Origin of the sequence: Paraneptunicella aestuarii, from assembly GCF_019900845.1 — a bacterium.
GTDB classification, from domain to species: domain Bacteria; phylum Pseudomonadota; class Gammaproteobacteria; order Enterobacterales; family Alteromonadaceae; genus Paraneptunicella; species Paraneptunicella aestuarii.
In genome coordinates this window covers 3,796,907-3,812,995 of record NZ_CP074570.1, presented here as the reverse complement: position 1 = coordinate 3,812,995, position 16,089 = coordinate 3,796,907, and the positions used below count along the sequence as shown (strand labels likewise).

The window sequence follows — 16,089 nt, the reverse complement described above, 5'->3', positions numbered from 1 at the left end:
TTCCTTTCTCCAATCATTAAACTTCGCATCCACATTTAGCCCTTTAACTCTTTCAAAAGAGTAGGTTAAATGGCAACAATTCGGAGAGGTGGGTGAGTGGCTGAAACCAGTTCCCTGCTAAGGAACCATACCTATTACTGGTATCGAGGGTTCGAATCCCTCCCTCTCCGCCATTGTTTTTGGACGTTTAGCAAACGTCACTACAACCTCGCGTATGCGGGGTTTTGTTGTTTTTGGGGCTGTGGTTTTTATTTTTGATCCACAGATGGCTTAAATGCAAGGTGGGACATAATGTCCCTTGCTTCATGAATAACCGAGAGGATGATGGCCTTACTTTGTTCAGGTGTGATGCATCAAATGAGCTCTGAGTGTTAGGTTAGGCTGTTGCGTCTACCTCTGCCACCCACATTGTTCGCTAACGGTTGGCTGCTTGAACTTGAGAAAGAGGCTCTTCTGGGACGCATATCTCGTGCTGAATAGCTGATAGCAGCGTCCTGTCTTCTCACTCGATTGTGATCGTCATCAGGGCTGGAGCGTAAATGGGTGTTTGAGTTAAAAGGAAAGGTTACGCCATTTCCTTGGTATCCTGTCACTGTTAGGTGGTTATACCCTCTACGTCCCATCTCTTTGGCTACTTCAGGAACCAGGGAACCAGAGTTTTTGGTTTTCTGTACCGGGTCTCCTGTTCCATTCACTACGGGCACGCCCTGACATGCGGTTAAGCGTAAGTCAACCGCATTCTTGTGTAGTCCGGCTTGTTGCAGATGGTCAGCCAATTCTTTAGCTGACATACTTCCACCTAGACCGTTGCCTTGGGCATATATGCGATCTGAGTTTGGCGCTCCATGTCCTAGAATGTAGAGTTTGTCTCCGGCTGAATAGGGCGTATCAGGTCTAACATGAGCCAAGGGTCTGGGAAATAGATCCGGATATATGCCTGGGCTGGTGTTCAATATGCGGGTTGCTTGCAATGCATCTCGCTGAGGCCTTTTAACTGATAAGTTGGCTTCATGTTGTAGTTTAGTTGTGCTGATCATGGTTTTATCCATGGAATGATCTGCTTTCGCATCACGACGCGCTTCTCGTGTACTTTGTGCAGTTGCTCCCGGGTGCTCTACAGAAGCTCTTATTCTGGCAAGCAGGTCATTATCAGCTTGTCTAAATCGCCCAGGTATTTGGCGTAACTGATTTTCTGAATTCGTTACTGAACGGCCTAAATTGGTTAATGTGTGCTGTCGTATTTGTTCCAGTTCATCCGCTTTTCGATGAGAAGAGGCTAGCAAACCACGAGGACTTTTACCGGCACTCAGTCGTGCCATATTTTCGCCTAAGGCTGAATTAAGTGCTTCTCTGCCACCAAAGGGAGTGTACATGTATCCACGACGTTGCGGTTTATTTGCCATATATCCCCCATTGGCTTGATTCTTAAGCTGTTCAGATTATTTTTCTGGTATTAATTTTAACCATTATAGAGCTTAATGGTGTGATGTCTATGGGCGGAGAGCTTACTTCTGATATTGACAAACCAGAGTGGGGGAATGGGTAAAGCAGTTGTGTGTTTAATACAACTGCCTGGTAACAGATTTAGCCGATTTAGATAGCACGATGGTAGAAAAGACGAGCCAGCAGGCTAATGGTGAACACTGCACTATAAGCTGCAAAGATAACAATCATCCATTGTGGCATGCTTAACGTCAGAAATTCCCAATCAATCTTTCCGCAATCGCCTGTTGCGGCGAAGAAGAAGGGAACCCAATCATGTAATGGCACGGGAAAGTTCGGCACAATTTCGCAGGTGACGAAGAAGGGATTGGCTGCGCCTTGAATATCGACATGCTCAATAGCAATCAATAATCCCCATATCGCTGAGACCCCCCAGCCAATAAAGCCGATAAGTCGGGTTAGCGCATTATTCATCAGGAATACCAGTAAGCCTGAGAGTAAAACGCCCAGAACGGCTGTGCGCTGGTAAATACACATAATGCAGGGTTCCAGTCCCATTCCATACTGGAAGTATAAAGCTGAGGCTTCCAGAGCCAATGCTGAAAAGAACAAAGTCCCCCATGCCCAGCGTTGGTTGGATAATCTAGCGAGAAAGTTGATCATGACGATGGCCTTTTTATTATTAGAATGAAAAATCGCGGATCCGTTACGAGCGCGTCTGATTAAGGGCTGTTTTTAGTGTATTTTGCGAGAAGTGGCAAGCGATAGAGTGTATCAACTTGCCACATACTGGTGTAGTTCAGGAATTTGCCAAAAAATTAATGGCTTGGCGAGGCGCCTAATCCTGGAGTGTGGTGGTTTATCCAATGCATTTCGTAGAACCATTCGGTCATGTCATACAAATTCAGATAAACAGAGGCCAGGCCAACCAGTGTTAGTACAACAGTGTATGGCAAAGCCATGTATACCATGCGCCCATAAGACAATCTCAATAATGGTGCTAGTGCAGAGGTTAACAAAAACAGGAATGCAGCCTGACCATTGGGCGTTGCCACGCTTGGCAAGTTTGTACCTGTGTTGATGGCAACAGCCAGCATATCGAATTCGTCACGCGTGATGTGCCCATGCTCAAGAGCTGCACCAACTTCAGTGATGTATACGGAGCCAACAAATACGTTGTCACTGACCATGGAAAGCAAACCGTTCGCTAGATAGAACATGAGCATTTGGGTTTTGCCTTCAAAGGTAAGTACCCAGTCAATGACAGGGGTAAATAGTTGTTGTTGAATAATAACGGCGACAACACCAAAGAAAACACATAACAGCGCGGTAAAAGGCAGTGCTTCTTCGAAGGCGTGCCCCAAGGCGTGTTCTTCAACGATACCGCAGAATGAAGTGGTAAGTACGATAACCGACAAGCCGATTAAGCCAACAGCAGCCAAGTGCAAGCCCAAGCCGATAACCAACCAGACCGCGACGACGCCTTGCACCAACAGTTTGGCATTTTCTCTTTGGGAGCGTTTTTCATCTAAATGCGCATCGTATTCCATTAATATTTCTCGAACAGGCTGGGGGAGCTGAGCACCGTAAGAGAATAATTTAAATTTCTCGAGGAAAAAGGTTGTGATAAGCCCGGCAATAAAGACCGGAATAGTGATAGGACTCATGCGAATAAAGAATTCAATAAAATCCCAATTGGCTTTATGAGCGATAATCAGGTTTTGTGGCTCACCAACCATTGTCATTACGCCACCCAACGCTGTACCGATAGCTGCGTGCATCATCAGGTTACGTAAAAAACTACGGAAATCTTCCAGATCTTGACGGCTCAGGTGATGTAAATGTTCGTCTTCGGTATGGTCATGATCGTGGTGGTATTCTTTCCCGGATGCGACTTTGTGGTAGATGGAGTAGAAACCCGTCGCCACTGTAATGATTACAGCCACAACAGTTAATGCATCAAGGAATGCTGAAAGTACCGCAGCAGCACCGCAAAAGGCTAATGACAGGGCTGCTTTGCTCTTAAGACGAATAAGTAGCTTGGTGAAAGCAAACAGTAGCAGGTCTTTCATGAAGTAGATACCAGCAACCATGAAGACTAACAACAAGATAACTTCAAGGTTGACCTCAATCTCATGCCGTATGAGGTCGGTACTTGTCATGCCCATAAAGATTGCTTCAATGAGTAGCAATCCTCCAGGCTGCAATGGATAACACTTCAATGCCATTGCCAGAGTGAAGATAAATTCCAGAACCAGTGCCCATCCTGCTATATATGGACTCATGGTGAATAAAAACGGGTTAATGATAAGGAATCCAATAATGGCTTGCTTATACCAGTCTGGAGCGTTGCCAAGGAAATTTTTGTATAACGCTTGTACCATGGTTTGTTGCATTGGTTTATGTTCCTTGAAGGATTTTTTGTGTGCTGCATTTTACTAGTTTAGCCTAGTCATAAAAATACTAATAAAAACAAAGCACACTTTATTTTTGTTTAGGATACCTTTTTAACTAAATCCACGATAAATCACAAGCTTGACATTAATGCTTCCTTGCTCAATAGGTCGCTACAGGATAGAGTTAGCTACAGTATTATCGTATGATCCGACCAGCATACATCAAGTTCTTGATGATATGTGAAATAAGGGTTAAATAAATACTCAATTGTAAGTATTGGTTACCATTACCCTATGGTGATTCGAATAGAGAATAAGAAGGTGCTTTGCCAGTGCGCGTATTGGTATCAAGCAAGCTATCAGCGAAATTGTCGTTAACAGCACCCAAATATAAGAGCATGTGAGCAAGTAGATGATTTATAAAGCGCAAAGCCCCGCCGGGTTCGCGGAAGAGTATATAGTAGAGTCCATTTGGAGTGGACGCTTTCCTCCTGGCACCATTCTTCCTGCCGAAAGAGAGTTATCGGAGCTCATCGGTGTAACTCGAACTACGCTGCGAGAGGTTCTACAACGATTAGCTCGTGACGGCTGGTTAACGATTCAACATGGCAAGCCTACCCGGGTGAATAATTTCTGGGAAACCTGCGGACTAAATATTCTGGAAACGCTGGCTCGTTTGGATGAAGAAGGTATTCCTGAATTGGTGGACGACTTATTGGCTGCCCGAACCAATGTAATCGCTATTATCATGCGTTTGGCGATTAAGTCGCGCTCAGAGAAAGTGATCGAAATTTTGAAAGATCATGAACATGTTTCTGACGATGGTAAAGAGTTTGCGAATTACGATTATCAGATTATTCATGACTTTGCGATGTCATCGGGAAATCGGGTATTTGTTCTGATGATGAATGGTTTTAAAGGTCTTTACTCAAGAATTGGTGGATTCTATTTCTCATATCCTCGCTCCAGAGAAGTTGCCAGAGAGTTTTACAAGAACTTAATGCTATTGGCTGAAAGTGGTGAGCATGAAAAAGTACCGCAATTAGTTCGTCAATACGGTATCGACAGCGGTAAGATTTGGTCGGAAATCCGTAACGAATTACCAAAAGGTCTGGTTGATTAACCCACATTTTAGTTTCAGAATTTGAGTAGCTTGCTGATTATTAAACTCAGGAAGCTGCTTCTTTCCATTTATCCCCATTTTCACTCATTTCTATAACACTTTGTTTTTTATTATAAATAACAATAATTCATTATTATTTTAAAACTTAGTATGCGGTTTCTAATTTATTTTCTTAAGCTTTCCCACAGATTGAAAAATTAATGATTCAAATTTAACTGAGGGCATGACAATGACTAAATTGGAAGCAATTAAAGGTAAAGTTAACGACGCAGAAGAATTCGCACGTAAAATCTGGTTAGCAGGTTTGGGCGCATACGGTAAGAGCATTGATGAAGTTCAAGGCCGTTATGAGAAGTTGAACGCTGAGGCTAACAAGGTTTTTGATGACCTGGTAAGCAAAGGTGAGCAACTTGAAGGTGAAGCGAAAGGCAAAATCAAAGAGAAAACCAACATTGAAGCGCGCGTTGCTGAAGTTCGCTCCAAGTTAGGTTTGGACAAGCAAAGCAATGACGAAAAAATTGCTGAGCTTTCTGCCAAAATCGACGCATTGACTGCTGCCGTTGCTAAATTAGCTGCAGACAAGTAATGAATATGAAGGGCAACGTTGTGTTGCCCTTTTTGCTATCTACTCTGCTTAGAGTAATTCCATTCCGTCTAATATGGAGCTCCACATGAAAACAGTAAAAGATATTGAAGAAGCAAGCCGTCAGGTGTTAATGGCTGGTTTGGGTATTTGTGGTTTGGGCAAAGATTATGCGGTTCACAAGCTGGATGTGTTGATGGAAGATTTTAACGGATTTGTGAATAGCCTGTTGTTGAAAGGTGAGCAGGTAGAGGAAGATTTGCACATTAATGAGCGCGTCCAAGCCATTAAAGACAGACGCATCTCACGAATTAGAAAGAAATTGGGGTTTAATAACGATCCTCAATTAAATGAATTGGATCAGCTTTCCCAGAAACTGGATATGCTGACAAAGGTTGTTGACAAATTAGCTGAACAAAAAGCGCAAAAGCCGCAATCAGAACAAGAGGCTGCTCAAACAAAGGCAGTTCCAAAAGAAGCGGTTCAAAAAGCGGAAGTGAAAACAGTAACGCCAGCTAAAAAACCCGTTGCTAGAAAAGCAACTGCTGCGAAAGCGACTGAGAGCAAGACTTCTGCAACTAAATCAACAACAGCTAAATCGACAACTTCAACTGCGGCTGCCAAAACGACAACTCGTCGTAAAAGCACTAACGCGAGCCAAACCGATACAGGGGCTGATAGTTAATCGCGTTTATTAAGCCCAGGCTTAAGTCAGCCCGAATAGTAATACTGCTTTGAACCTTTTTATCCCAACTTCGATGAGCTAATCTTGCTCCAGCTCATCGCTTTTTCTTATGTTCAGAAACTTATGTGCATAAATGGGGGATAGAAAAAGAATCGATCAGCGCCCTAAGAACTGATCAATCAATTCAGCCAATCGCTCTTGCAAATGCTCTTCAAACTCATCCAGACTTTTATCTAACATCGCCAGATACTTGCTTGCTCTTTCTTGCGTCAGGATTTTGTTCCGTACTTTATATTCCATTTCCGGAAGCGACTTATCATAGCGGGGAGTAATGACCCAGCGAATATAACCTGAGTCCAGATTGGCAATATCTTTTTTGGCAAATTTACAAAATGCTTCGATATGCTCGATGCCATTCGGCCCAAGACATCCTGGTTCGACGCGAAACAGCACATTCAATTTTTTATAGAGTGGTAGTGACAAGGTAATAGTCTCAATAAGTCAGTCATCACACATACGTATATTCGCATACAGGCGCTGTCCTATCTATTGTGAGAATGGCTCGTTATAGATACATTTTACTCATTACTGCCGTCTCTCGACTGAGTCCTTTTCGTTTTATTGAGAGATGCCTTCAAGACTGCGGCTCAATTAAAATGCGTCTATTTAGAACAAAATTTATACATCAACGATCAGCGCGCTTTAGTTAACAATAGCAGGCAGAGTTAAACCTTACCCAGCCTGATTATCATCCTGTGCGTCATCCTACATGGTTAACCGGCTTTTACCAAGCGTAACCCATGTTGTCCTGACAGTAGCTGCTCTTCGCGTTTCTTAAGCAGTTTCAGGTATTTACGAAAGGTTTTACTTATTTGAGTATTGCGACGAATTAAGTCTAGTTGTGGCCAGGTCGCTTTTTCTGCGTTTTTAATCAGTTCTGCAATATCCTCAACAGTCGGGTTTGCAAACACTTTGCGCACATTGTCCAGACTGCGTTGAGGGATAATATTGATATCCCCCACATACTGTTGTTCAACCACCGAGCGAACTTTGTGAATGCCCAGTTTTAAGCTGCTGTTTCCAACCAGATTCTCAAGAATGTCGAACGCATAAATACTATTCATTTTCGCCAGATTAAAAGCATGTCGTTTGGTCGTAGACAATATGCCCTTGGAGTGCTTTTTACTGCGCGACAAGAACGGCACAGCAACCGGGTTGGTTTGACTGCAAATACTATGGTTAACGCCATATAAACGCGCTAAGCGCTCAAAGGGCATGTCAGCCATGATTGAACCGTCACAGAATTTTCGGTTTGGAATGTAAGGATGAATTTCTCCCTTGGCATTTTTGGCCTTTAACTGCACTGGGGTGAAAAACATCGGAATGGCTGTTGAAGCGCGTACTGCCATGGTGATGATGGCATTGGGGGAGGTTTTCGCATTCAACAAACGAGGATATTGGTGTAAGTCAGCAGGTGAAACCGTAATGGTAATCTTTCGGCCTGTCTTTTTGTAAGCTTCTTCAAATGTGGTTGTGCCAAACATTTCAATGAGTGCATTTTCAAGATTAGTGCTATCTAACAAGCTGCCTTTTCCAAAACCTTTCCAGATGCACCATTTACGGAATTTCTCATAAATATTTTCGGCGGATATCTCGTGATGCAGTTCTGCGTCGGTGCGAGTACCCACCATGGCTGTAATAATCGAACCCGCACTGGCACCGCTGATGACGTTGGGCATGAGGTCATGATCAACCAGAGATTTAATCACGCCACAATGAAAGAAGCCCAAACCAGCACCGCCACTTAGCATTAAACAACTTTGTCCAAATGAGTGATAGGTTTCTTCAAAAAATGACAGCTTTTCGTAGAAATCGACCTCATTTTCATCGGCGTGATAGATAATGCGCAAAGCATCACAGACCTGATCAAGAAACTCCTGAATTAAATACTTGGTGCCAATCTTGGCATTATGATTCATTTCAGGGTTGGCGATATTACCTAAATTGCCATGAATACCTTCATGTAGAACGGACATTAATCCCGCAGGATCGCCGTGCGCTTTAGCGAACTTTAAGCGATCCACACGCTTACGGATCAGCTTGTAGTCATACTCGCTGGCTTTGTCTTCGGCTTTCCACTCATTGGCACCGGAAAGGGCATCATGCTCCAGACTGGCTTCATAATACTCTTCATAGGTGTCGGCGTTGTGAATGGCTTGTTCGACACTGGCTAATTTAGATAATACACTCATAAACTCTCACATCTGGTTGTTTACCATTTTTATCTAAACTGATTTTTTTAGAAATGGCTACCAAGAACTTATGTTACGCTTTTTAGACTATATAGGGGCGATATAATTCGTTTACAATTGCAAAAAAATTGTAAACAGCCTTTGTGTTAGTGTATTTGCAGCCTGAACCTATTGGCAATATTCAACGTCCAGCTAAAAAAGAATATGTTATTAAATATGATGGGCGAATGAGATAAGTGTATCTGTTTTAAATTCATCCTCTAATTATGCTTACATTAACATGCTGACTATACTCGACTTTTAGATTGACCATTCTAATTACAATGGTTAGCCTGACAGCCTATGAGCCTGCGATCTGCAATGATAATAATTAACTAGAGTTTAGGGTCAACAAACCCTTATTGCGCTAAATAAAATCTATGGAATTAACTGTTGAACATTTGATCTTGCTGGCTATCCCGATTATCAGTGCGATAGTGGGCTGGTTCACCAATTTCCTTGCTGTAAAAATGATGTTTTATCCCATTGAATTTATTGGGATTAAGCCTATTTTTGGTTGGCAAGGATTAATTCCCGCAAAACGTCAGGAAATGGCTGAGATTGAAGTCGAATTGGTGTTAGGGCGGTTATTAAGCGTTGAGGAAATCGTTGATCGTTTAGATCCGAAGGAGCTTACCAATAGTATTCAGCGTCGCTTGAAGCAAATTATTCGCAAGTTGGTGAATGATATTATGCAAGAAGTGGCGCCTACCGCTTGGGCGGCATTGCCGGTTCAAGGCAAGAATCTGGTTTACGCCCGCATTGAGATGGATATTCCCAATGTTGTTCAAAAGACCATTTCTGATTTTAAGCATAACGTTACTGAAATTCTGGATATCAAAGAGCTCGTTGTTAAACAGCTGGTCGCACATCCCGAATTAATTAATGAGATTTTCCTGAAAGCGGGTGCTAAGGAATTCCCCTTTATTGAACGTTCCGGTTTCTACTTCGGTTTTCTGTTTGGTCTCCCAACCATGGTCTTCTGGTATTTCTATCAGCTTTGGTGGATCTTGCCTTTGGGCGGTTTGATTGTGGGGTATGCCACTAACTGGATTGCCATCAAGATTATTTTTGAACCTAAACACCCGGTTAAAATTGGCCCGTTTACCATTCAGGGCATGTTCCTGAAGCGTCAAAAAGAAGTATCCGAGGTGTACTCGGAGATTATCGACAAGAAGTTGATGAATTCACAAAATATCGCCGACATTGTTATCCACGGTTCTGGTTCTGAAAATTTATTGGAGCTGGTGGAGTTGCATGTTAACGATGCCATTGAACGTTATGTTGCTATTGCGCAACCTTATTTTGCTTTGGGCGTGGGCTCTGAAAATTACTACAAGATGAAAGAACTGGCTGCAAAGCGTTTGTTTGAACGCTCTGAAAGTTATCTACCTTATGCCTACGATTATGCACATCAGGCATTGAATATTGGTGATGACCTTTGTAAAAAAATGCAGGGACTGACACCGGAAGAATTTGAAGGCGTTTTGCGTCCTGCGTATCAAGCAGATGAGTGGAAGTTGATCGTCACCGGCGCTGTGCTGGGAATGGCGGCTGGCTTCTTTCAAGTGTTTTTCGTATTCGTGTAGCGGAACATGCTGTCGACTGACGGCATGTCAAAGCGAAGATATGAAAGATATCAAACGTACTTATTGCCCTCTCATTACACTTGGCTTCACTTATAAGTGGCCTATACCTTCTTGTTCCAAATATTCATGAATATCCAATAAGCACTGAGTCAGTTTATGTTTTGGGGCAAGCTGTAATAACGGTTTTTTCTCTTGATGAGATTCCCGCATTTTCACAGATTGTGTTACATAGACGGGTAATACAGGATGGCCTTCGTCCAGCAAGGTTTCAATGATGCGATTGGGCAGTTTGGCGTTAGATAAATACTGATTCGCAATAATACCTTCAATTTGTAGTTTCTCGTTGTGGTCTTCCCGAATCTCAGCGATGTGCTGCTGCAAGCTAAATAAGCCTTGAATGGCAAAATCATCACAATCAATCGGGATCAGTACCGAGTCTGCGGCGATTAAAGCCGACAGGCTATAAAAATTCAGTGCAGGTGGTGTGTCGATGTAAATACGATCAAACTTGTCTCGTACCGCATCAAGTGCTTCACGTAATTTGTAGATTTTGTGACGGCTGTCCAGTTCACTCTCTATTTCACTGAGTCGTGTTGAGCCCGGAATAATGCTTAAGTTGTCTATGCTGGTTGCTACCGCAAATTCATCGGCAGGGCGTCTGCGAATATGGAATGTGATGGTTTGCTCAAACAGACCAGCGATGGTGTCATCCTGAACCTCGGTTTGAGCGTTAAGATAACTGGTCGCATTACATTGAGTATCTAAATCCAGCAATAGGGTTTTGTATCCTTTGGATGCAGAAATTGCCGCTAAATTCACCGCCAGACTGGATTTTCCTACACCGCCTTTTTTATTAAACAATACCCTTATCATTGCTGTACCCATTTGGTCGATATGTGTTGCTGTGTTTGTGCGCGATACCACTTTATTTGCTGGGTTACTTTACCATAATTTCTGGTCTGATCAGTCACCAATGTCGGGATTGTGTTTATGGAGTGTTTATCAGGGGTAGAAAATTCCAGACAGAAATAGCAAATAGCAACACTTTGTCATATGATGCAAATTCTTGTTGTTTAGCGTTTTTTGCTCTTTCTTGAATAAGTATCAAACCCTGAACAATCTTTAAGGCTTCCAATTCAAACTTGGGTGAGTACGCACCAGTATGAAAACAGCAGAACGCATATTACTAACGTCACTGGAGTTATTTAATCACCAGGGGGAAGCGAATGTAAGTTGCGTTGATATAGCGGTTGAACTGGATATTAGTCCGGGAAACCTCTATTACCACTACAAAGGTAAAGAGGTGATTGTGAGTGCGTTGTTCGATATGTATCAGGAACGCATTAACAAGATCCTGGTGTCACCTGCCGAGTCTGAATTAACGGTCGAAGAATTTTTTTACTTTATGCTGATGCTATTGGAAAGCATCCACCTGTTCCGATTCCTGTATCACAATCCTGCGGACACTATCGCCAAATTCCCCGGGATTGCCAAAGGATTCAAAAAGGTTTTGCAAGCCAAGGAATCCTGCTTCCAGATTATGCTGCAAAGGTACGCAGAGCAAGGCGCAATGAATTTGACCAGTAAGCAAATTGAGCAATTGGTTCAGATGATGTCGATGATGTTGACCCAGGCTCAGAACTATACCTTGTTGAAAGGGGAAGATATTGATTCTGAACATTATATCTTCCAGCTTTTAAGTCATGTATTGTTCCTGTTTACGCCTTATTTAAATGTAGAAGAAGACGTATTGCAGCGCTTAAATCAGGATATTCAAAACGAAAGCTTATAAACCGATGGGGCAATAATGATGAGAAAATCCATCAGTTTTCTGGATATGACATTCTGGATCACCGAGTCGAAAGATAACCCCAAGCATGTTGCGAGCTTACAATTATTGGAAATGCCATCAGATGCCGGGGCAGATTACATTGATAATCTGGTCGTCGAATTGCGTAAATTTTCGCAAGCCGTCGTGCCATTTAATATGGTGGTGAGGACGTTTCTGGGGTTGCCTTTATGGTTAAAAAGCGTCGATAAACTGGACATGAATTACCATGTTCAAGTGATGGACATCGATGATGTTTCCGACAACCTTGAACTTCATAAAGTCGTTGCCAGGCTACATGAGCCAAGGCTGGATAGAGACAAGCCGCTTTGGCAGTATGTGGTCATTCGCGGTAAAACCGGAAATCGTTTCGCCATTTACACTAAAATTCATCATATGTATGGCGATGGTGCCAGCATGGTGAAGTGGTTTCAGGCCGGTTATCTGCCAGAACCTCAGAAAGAGAGTTTCACGCCAATTTGGGCGGTTGAGCGTAAGCGTCGTCATCGACCTAAGAAAAAGTTCCTGGCGCGTGTATTTTCCGCGGTGTGGGAATCTATCGTTGTTGTTATCGATCTCTTTTGGATCATGCTGCGTCTTTGGCTAAAAATTCTCTATATCAACCGCGAATACATGCCGATCCCCTTTACGGGAACCAAGACCATGTTAACCGGTCAGGTTAAGCAGGGGCGGGTGGTGTCTACTGTTGATATGGATTTTCAACGAGTCCAAAAGGTAGCTAAAAAGCTTCGTGCCACAGTGAATGAGGTCTTACTGTGTTGCTTTGACATCGGTGTTCGTCGTTATTTATCGGATGAAGGCCAGATATTCGAAAGAGCGCTTTATACCAACATGCCCATTAACATGCGTAAGCCCGGTGATAATACCAGTGGTAACAAGATTGCCATTGTACCCGTGAAATTGGCTCATGGTCAGAACGACCCTTATATTCGTCTGCGCCAGATCATTGAGAATCACCGCATTGTTAAACGTGCCGCGAGAAGAGCGCATCCAGCAGCTTTCAGTGCTTATACGGTATTGATTCAATCATTTGCCTTGTTGTTTGAAATACTGCGTATTTCTGATTGGGTGCGCCCAATCGCCAATATCTTGATTTCTAACGTGCCTGGGCCAAAGGAGATTCGCTATTTTGGTGAGTCGAAATTGCTCGCGGTTTACCCTATCTCGACCATTGTACCCGGTGGCGGTGTGAACATTACCTTACTGACTTATGGTGATACAGCTAACGTTGGGATTGTATGTAGCGACCGTAAAATTAAATCAGTAGAGAATATGGCTTTGTATTTTAATGATGCCTTTGAATTGCTGGAAAAGAGCGTTGAGGATTACACCGTGAGTATTCAGGATATTGGTGAGCGCGTTATTGATGATCACAAAGCGATTATTGATGAGAATCATTATCCTGATGAAGATGACTCAAATTAGCTTGAGCCTCGTCTTGCATATCAAGTTATTTAGCGATGAAAGATAAACACCAGTTCACCGTTTTGTACTTCCACCTCTTTGCCTAAGTCGGCAAAGAGGTGTTCTTCCAAAATATCCCTGTCCATTTCATATTCCAGATCCCCTGATTCTGCCATTTCGGTGATAATTTTCTCTACTTCAGGGCGATGGTAATCGACAATTTTTTGCTTACTACCCAGTAAATACAAAGACAGGTAATCGGATACTTCCTGATAGGCACCGGCACTAAATAATTGCAGTGTGGTTTTTAAGGTGTTTGCTACCAGGCTGGTAACCGGAGAAGGAATCAATTGATTAATCAGGCTTTTGGTATCTTTAATCAGTGAATACTCATCCTTGACCAAATGCACTCCAACCACTTCAATGTTTTGCATTCTTACCATGCTGGTTTCGGGATCATAAGACGGTGTGCCAGCGACATTAATTAATAAATGAGCTCGATAAATCGGTGTTGCCATACTTTCAATTTTCATGGAACAGAAAAGTGCAACGTCAATCAGGTTGTCATTTAAAGGCATAGACAAGTTTGCCGATTCCACCACCAGCCAGCCTCGGCAACCCGGAACCGGGAGGTTAAAGGTTTCTGGTAAATTAGCCGCCAGCATTTCGTTTAATTCGTCGGCAGTAAAGCTAACCTGTTTAATTCGTTTGCTGTGGATCAATAATTTGAAAAACCAATGTTTTATCTTAGTTTTTAATGACATATCGGGTGGTGATGAGTTCTGTGTTCGATACCATATCGACGTTTGATTTCAGTTTACTGCATTATTGATTAAAACAAAGGTGTTGTGTGAATAATCGTTTGAGAATACCCAGAGATTGGTGTATTTAATTTTATTTTTGGCTATTTAATTTCTCTGTGGCGTGAATTTATATCGTGTGTTTTCAGTAAAATGCGAAGTGTTAAATAAATGTTAATTTTACAGTGAGGCGTTATACTGAATTTCATGTTTTTCAAAGCCTTTGTCTTTGCTACACATTTGACCCGAGCTTCCGTTGAATAAGATTCAGCCACCTAAACCATAATAAGCGGAGTAGTGCCTTCATGTTTGTTCCAAGTATCCTCCTTAAGCAACTCTATACCCGAGGCAGTTTAACCAATAATGAGCAGGGTATTCATTTTTCTATCAAGAATCGATTAAAGGATTCGGTAATCAAAAAAATCACAGCTGTCAGGATCAACGGCTCCCAGGTTCCATTAAGTAGCGTTTCTGTGCGTTTTGGCAAAAACGAAGAAGTCTCGGTGGAAGAACTGAATAAACAGAATGGCACTGAATTTCCATTAAGAACCGTGGTTCATATTCATATTGATGGACATCCTAATCTGACCCATGACAAGAAACAGGTTGTGGGTTTGTCTTTTGAAGCCACGCCTTTTGGCTCTTTGAAATTTGAAGTGGAAGATGTGATTGCTTCTGAGGGAGAACACAAGATCACTCGTATCCCTCGTGATGAAGACGATGATTATTGCGATGAGATCATTAAGGAACGCCAGAAGTACTTTGAAGATTTTTCCGGCGCATCGATTAATCATGTTGCAAAATATTCCATCGACCCGCATGAACTGCGCGGCAATATTGAAAACTTTATTGGTGTGGCGCAAGTTCCCATTGGTGTCGCTGGACCAGTGGTGGTGAATGGTGAATACGCCAAGGGCGAATTTTTGGTGCCATTAGCAACCACAGAAGGCACTCTGGTGGCTTCGTATAACCGTGGTATGAAGCTGATGAATATGAGTGGTGGTGTTAAATCCACTGTGGTTGACGATGCCATGCAACGCGCGCCCGTTTTCGTTTTTGAAGATGCGCGTGGAGCTCGGGACTTTGTGGCGTGGATTAAGGAAAACTTCGCACATATTAAAGAAGAAGCGGAAGCGACTTCTTCCGTCGCCAAGTTAACCTATATTGACCATTTTCTATCGAATAAATTTGCTTTCTTGCGCTTTAATTTCAAAACCGGAGATGCAGCAGGTCAGAACATGGTAGGCCGTGCTACCTTTGCTGCTTCGGGGTGGATCTTGGATAACTACAAGAAGCATAAAGTGACGGATTTTTATCTGGAGTCTAATTTCGCGACCGATAAAAAAGCCTCTCAAATCAATATTATGCGTACTCGTGGTAAACGAGTGATCTCTGAAATCACGTTAAAACGTGAGCACTTACTCAACGTTATGCGCGTTGATCCTAAACAGATTGATTATCATGGTCGAGTGGCTGCTGTAGGGTCGTTTTTGTCGGGAGTCAATAATACAGGGTTGCACTCACCTAACGGGATCACGGCTATGTTTATTGCTACTGGGCAGGATGTCGCAAACGTGTCTGAGTCATCTGCCGGTATTTTGTATTCCGAGTTGACCGATGAAGGGGATTTGTATTTGTCGATTACTATTCCTTCATTGATTGTGGCGACTCACGGCGGCGGTACGGGGATTGGTACGCAAAGAGAATGCCTGGAGTTGATGGATTGCTATGGGCGTGACAAGGTGTTGAAGTTCGCTGAAATCGTTGGCGCTGTTGTCTTGGCGGGTGAGATATCTTTAGCCTCTGCGATTTCATCATCTGATTGGGTATCGTCCCATGAGCAATATGGGCGTAATCGCTAGTCTGGATTTGAGATTTAGGTGTTTTTAATGTGAACGGGCAATGAGTGAATCCATTGCCCGATTT

14 protein-coding genes and 1 tRNA gene are annotated in these 16,089 nt (G+C 42.8%); 8 read left to right on the top strand and 7 right to left on the bottom strand.

Features of this window, described 5'->3' with window-relative positions; all coding sequences use genetic code 11:
* Nucleotides 1–82 precede the first annotated feature (82 nt).
* A tRNA-Ser gene (locus KIH87_RS14675) sits at nucleotides 83–173 on the top strand.
* Between the two features lie 198 nt (nucleotides 174–371).
* Here KIH87_RS14675 and KIH87_RS14670 read toward each other — a convergent pair.
* The 3 genes from KIH87_RS14670 to nhaB all read right to left on the bottom strand — a co-directional run bounded on the left by KIH87_RS14670 (nucleotide 372) and on the right by nhaB (nucleotide 3,839).
* The gene (locus KIH87_RS14670; RefSeq protein WP_232358601.1) at nucleotides 372–1,403 is read right to left on the bottom strand and encodes a hypothetical protein; all 1,032 of its coding nucleotides are present in this window, start codon (nucleotides 1,401–1,403) and stop codon (nucleotides 372–374) included.
* Nucleotides 1,404–1,593: 190 nt separating this feature from the next.
* A complete protein-coding gene (dsbB, locus tag KIH87_RS14665; protein ID WP_232358600.1) occupies nucleotides 1,594–2,106 on the bottom strand; it encodes a disulfide bond formation protein DsbB in 513 nt (170 codons plus the stop codon).
* Between the two features lie 155 nt (nucleotides 2,107–2,261).
* On the bottom strand, nucleotides 2,262–3,839 hold the full coding sequence (gene nhaB / locus KIH87_RS14660) for a sodium/proton antiporter NhaB (protein WP_232358599.1): 1,578 nt from the start codon (nucleotides 3,837–3,839) through the stop codon (nucleotides 2,262–2,264).
* A gap of 412 nt (nucleotides 3,840–4,251) precedes the next feature.
* On the opposite strand from nhaB, the gene fadR reads away from it, so the two are divergent.
* From fadR to KIH87_RS14645, 3 genes are all read left to right on the top strand, one after another.
* Nucleotides 4,252–4,962: a fatty acid metabolism transcriptional regulator FadR gene (gene fadR / locus KIH87_RS14655; protein WP_232358598.1), complete on the top strand. Its 711-nt coding sequence runs from the start codon at nucleotides 4,252–4,254 to the stop codon at nucleotides 4,960–4,962.
* A gap of 229 nt (nucleotides 4,963–5,191) precedes the next feature.
* Nucleotides 5,192–5,548 carry a phasin-related domain-containing protein gene (locus KIH87_RS14650; protein ID WP_232358597.1) on the top strand — a complete coding sequence of 119 codons (357 nt, stop codon included), beginning with the start codon at nucleotides 5,192–5,194 and terminating at the stop codon, nucleotides 5,546–5,548.
* An 85-nt stretch (nucleotides 5,549–5,633) separates the two neighbouring features.
* Nucleotides 5,634–6,230, top strand: coding sequence for a hypothetical protein (locus KIH87_RS14645; protein WP_232358596.1), 597 nt, complete (start codon nucleotides 5,634–5,636; stop codon nucleotides 6,228–6,230).
* A 156-nt stretch (nucleotides 6,231–6,386) separates the two neighbouring features.
* Here the strand turns inward: KIH87_RS14645 and KIH87_RS14640 are convergent, their stop codons facing one another.
* Both KIH87_RS14640 and KIH87_RS14635 read right to left on the bottom strand, forming a co-directional pair.
* A complete protein-coding gene (locus tag KIH87_RS14640; RefSeq protein ID WP_232361499.1) occupies nucleotides 6,387–6,719 on the bottom strand; it encodes a hypothetical protein in 333 nt (110 codons plus the stop codon).
* A 284-nt stretch (nucleotides 6,720–7,003) separates the two neighbouring features.
* Nucleotides 7,004–8,482, bottom strand: a complete 1,479-nt coding sequence (locus tag KIH87_RS14635) for a DUF3336 domain-containing protein (protein ID WP_232358595.1) — start codon at nucleotides 8,480–8,482, stop codon at nucleotides 7,004–7,006.
* A gap of 419 nt (nucleotides 8,483–8,901) precedes the next feature.
* Between KIH87_RS14635 and KIH87_RS14630 the strand changes: the two genes are divergently transcribed.
* Nucleotides 8,902–10,110: a DUF445 domain-containing protein gene (locus tag KIH87_RS14630; RefSeq protein ID WP_232358594.1), complete on the top strand. Its 1,209-nt coding sequence runs from the start codon at nucleotides 8,902–8,904 to the stop codon at nucleotides 10,108–10,110.
* Between the two features lie 90 nt (nucleotides 10,111–10,200).
* Here KIH87_RS14630 and KIH87_RS14625 read toward each other — a convergent pair whose 3' ends face one another.
* Nucleotides 10,201–10,983, bottom strand: coding sequence for a ParA family protein (locus KIH87_RS14625; RefSeq protein ID WP_232358593.1), 783 nt, complete (start codon nucleotides 10,981–10,983; stop codon nucleotides 10,201–10,203).
* Nucleotides 10,984–11,272: 289 nt separating this feature from the next.
* On the opposite strand from KIH87_RS14625, the gene KIH87_RS14620 reads away from it, so the two are divergent.
* On the top strand, nucleotides 11,273–11,902 hold the full coding sequence (locus KIH87_RS14620) for a TetR/AcrR family transcriptional regulator (RefSeq protein ID WP_232358592.1): 630 nt from the start codon (nucleotides 11,273–11,275) through the stop codon (nucleotides 11,900–11,902).
* Nucleotides 11,903–11,917: 15 nt separating this feature from the next.
* Entirely contained in the window at nucleotides 11,918–13,384 is a 1,467-nt protein-coding gene (locus KIH87_RS14615; protein ID WP_232358591.1) for a wax ester/triacylglycerol synthase domain-containing protein, read from the top strand.
* Between the two features lie 29 nt (nucleotides 13,385–13,413).
* On the opposite strand, the gene KIH87_RS14610 is transcribed toward KIH87_RS14615, so the two are convergent.
* Nucleotides 13,414–14,085 (bottom strand): hypothetical protein, encoded by a 672-nt coding sequence (locus KIH87_RS14610; RefSeq protein ID WP_232358590.1) that lies wholly within the window; start codon nucleotides 14,083–14,085, stop codon nucleotides 13,414–13,416.
* Nucleotides 14,086–14,468: 383 nt separating this feature from the next.
* Between KIH87_RS14610 and KIH87_RS14605 the strand changes: the two genes are divergently transcribed.
* The gene (locus KIH87_RS14605; RefSeq protein ID WP_332460718.1) at nucleotides 14,469–16,025 is read left to right on the top strand and encodes a hydroxymethylglutaryl-CoA reductase; all 1,557 of its coding nucleotides are present in this window, start codon (nucleotides 14,469–14,471) and stop codon (nucleotides 16,023–16,025) included.
* The last annotated feature ends 64 nt before the right edge of the window (nucleotides 16,026–16,089 follow it).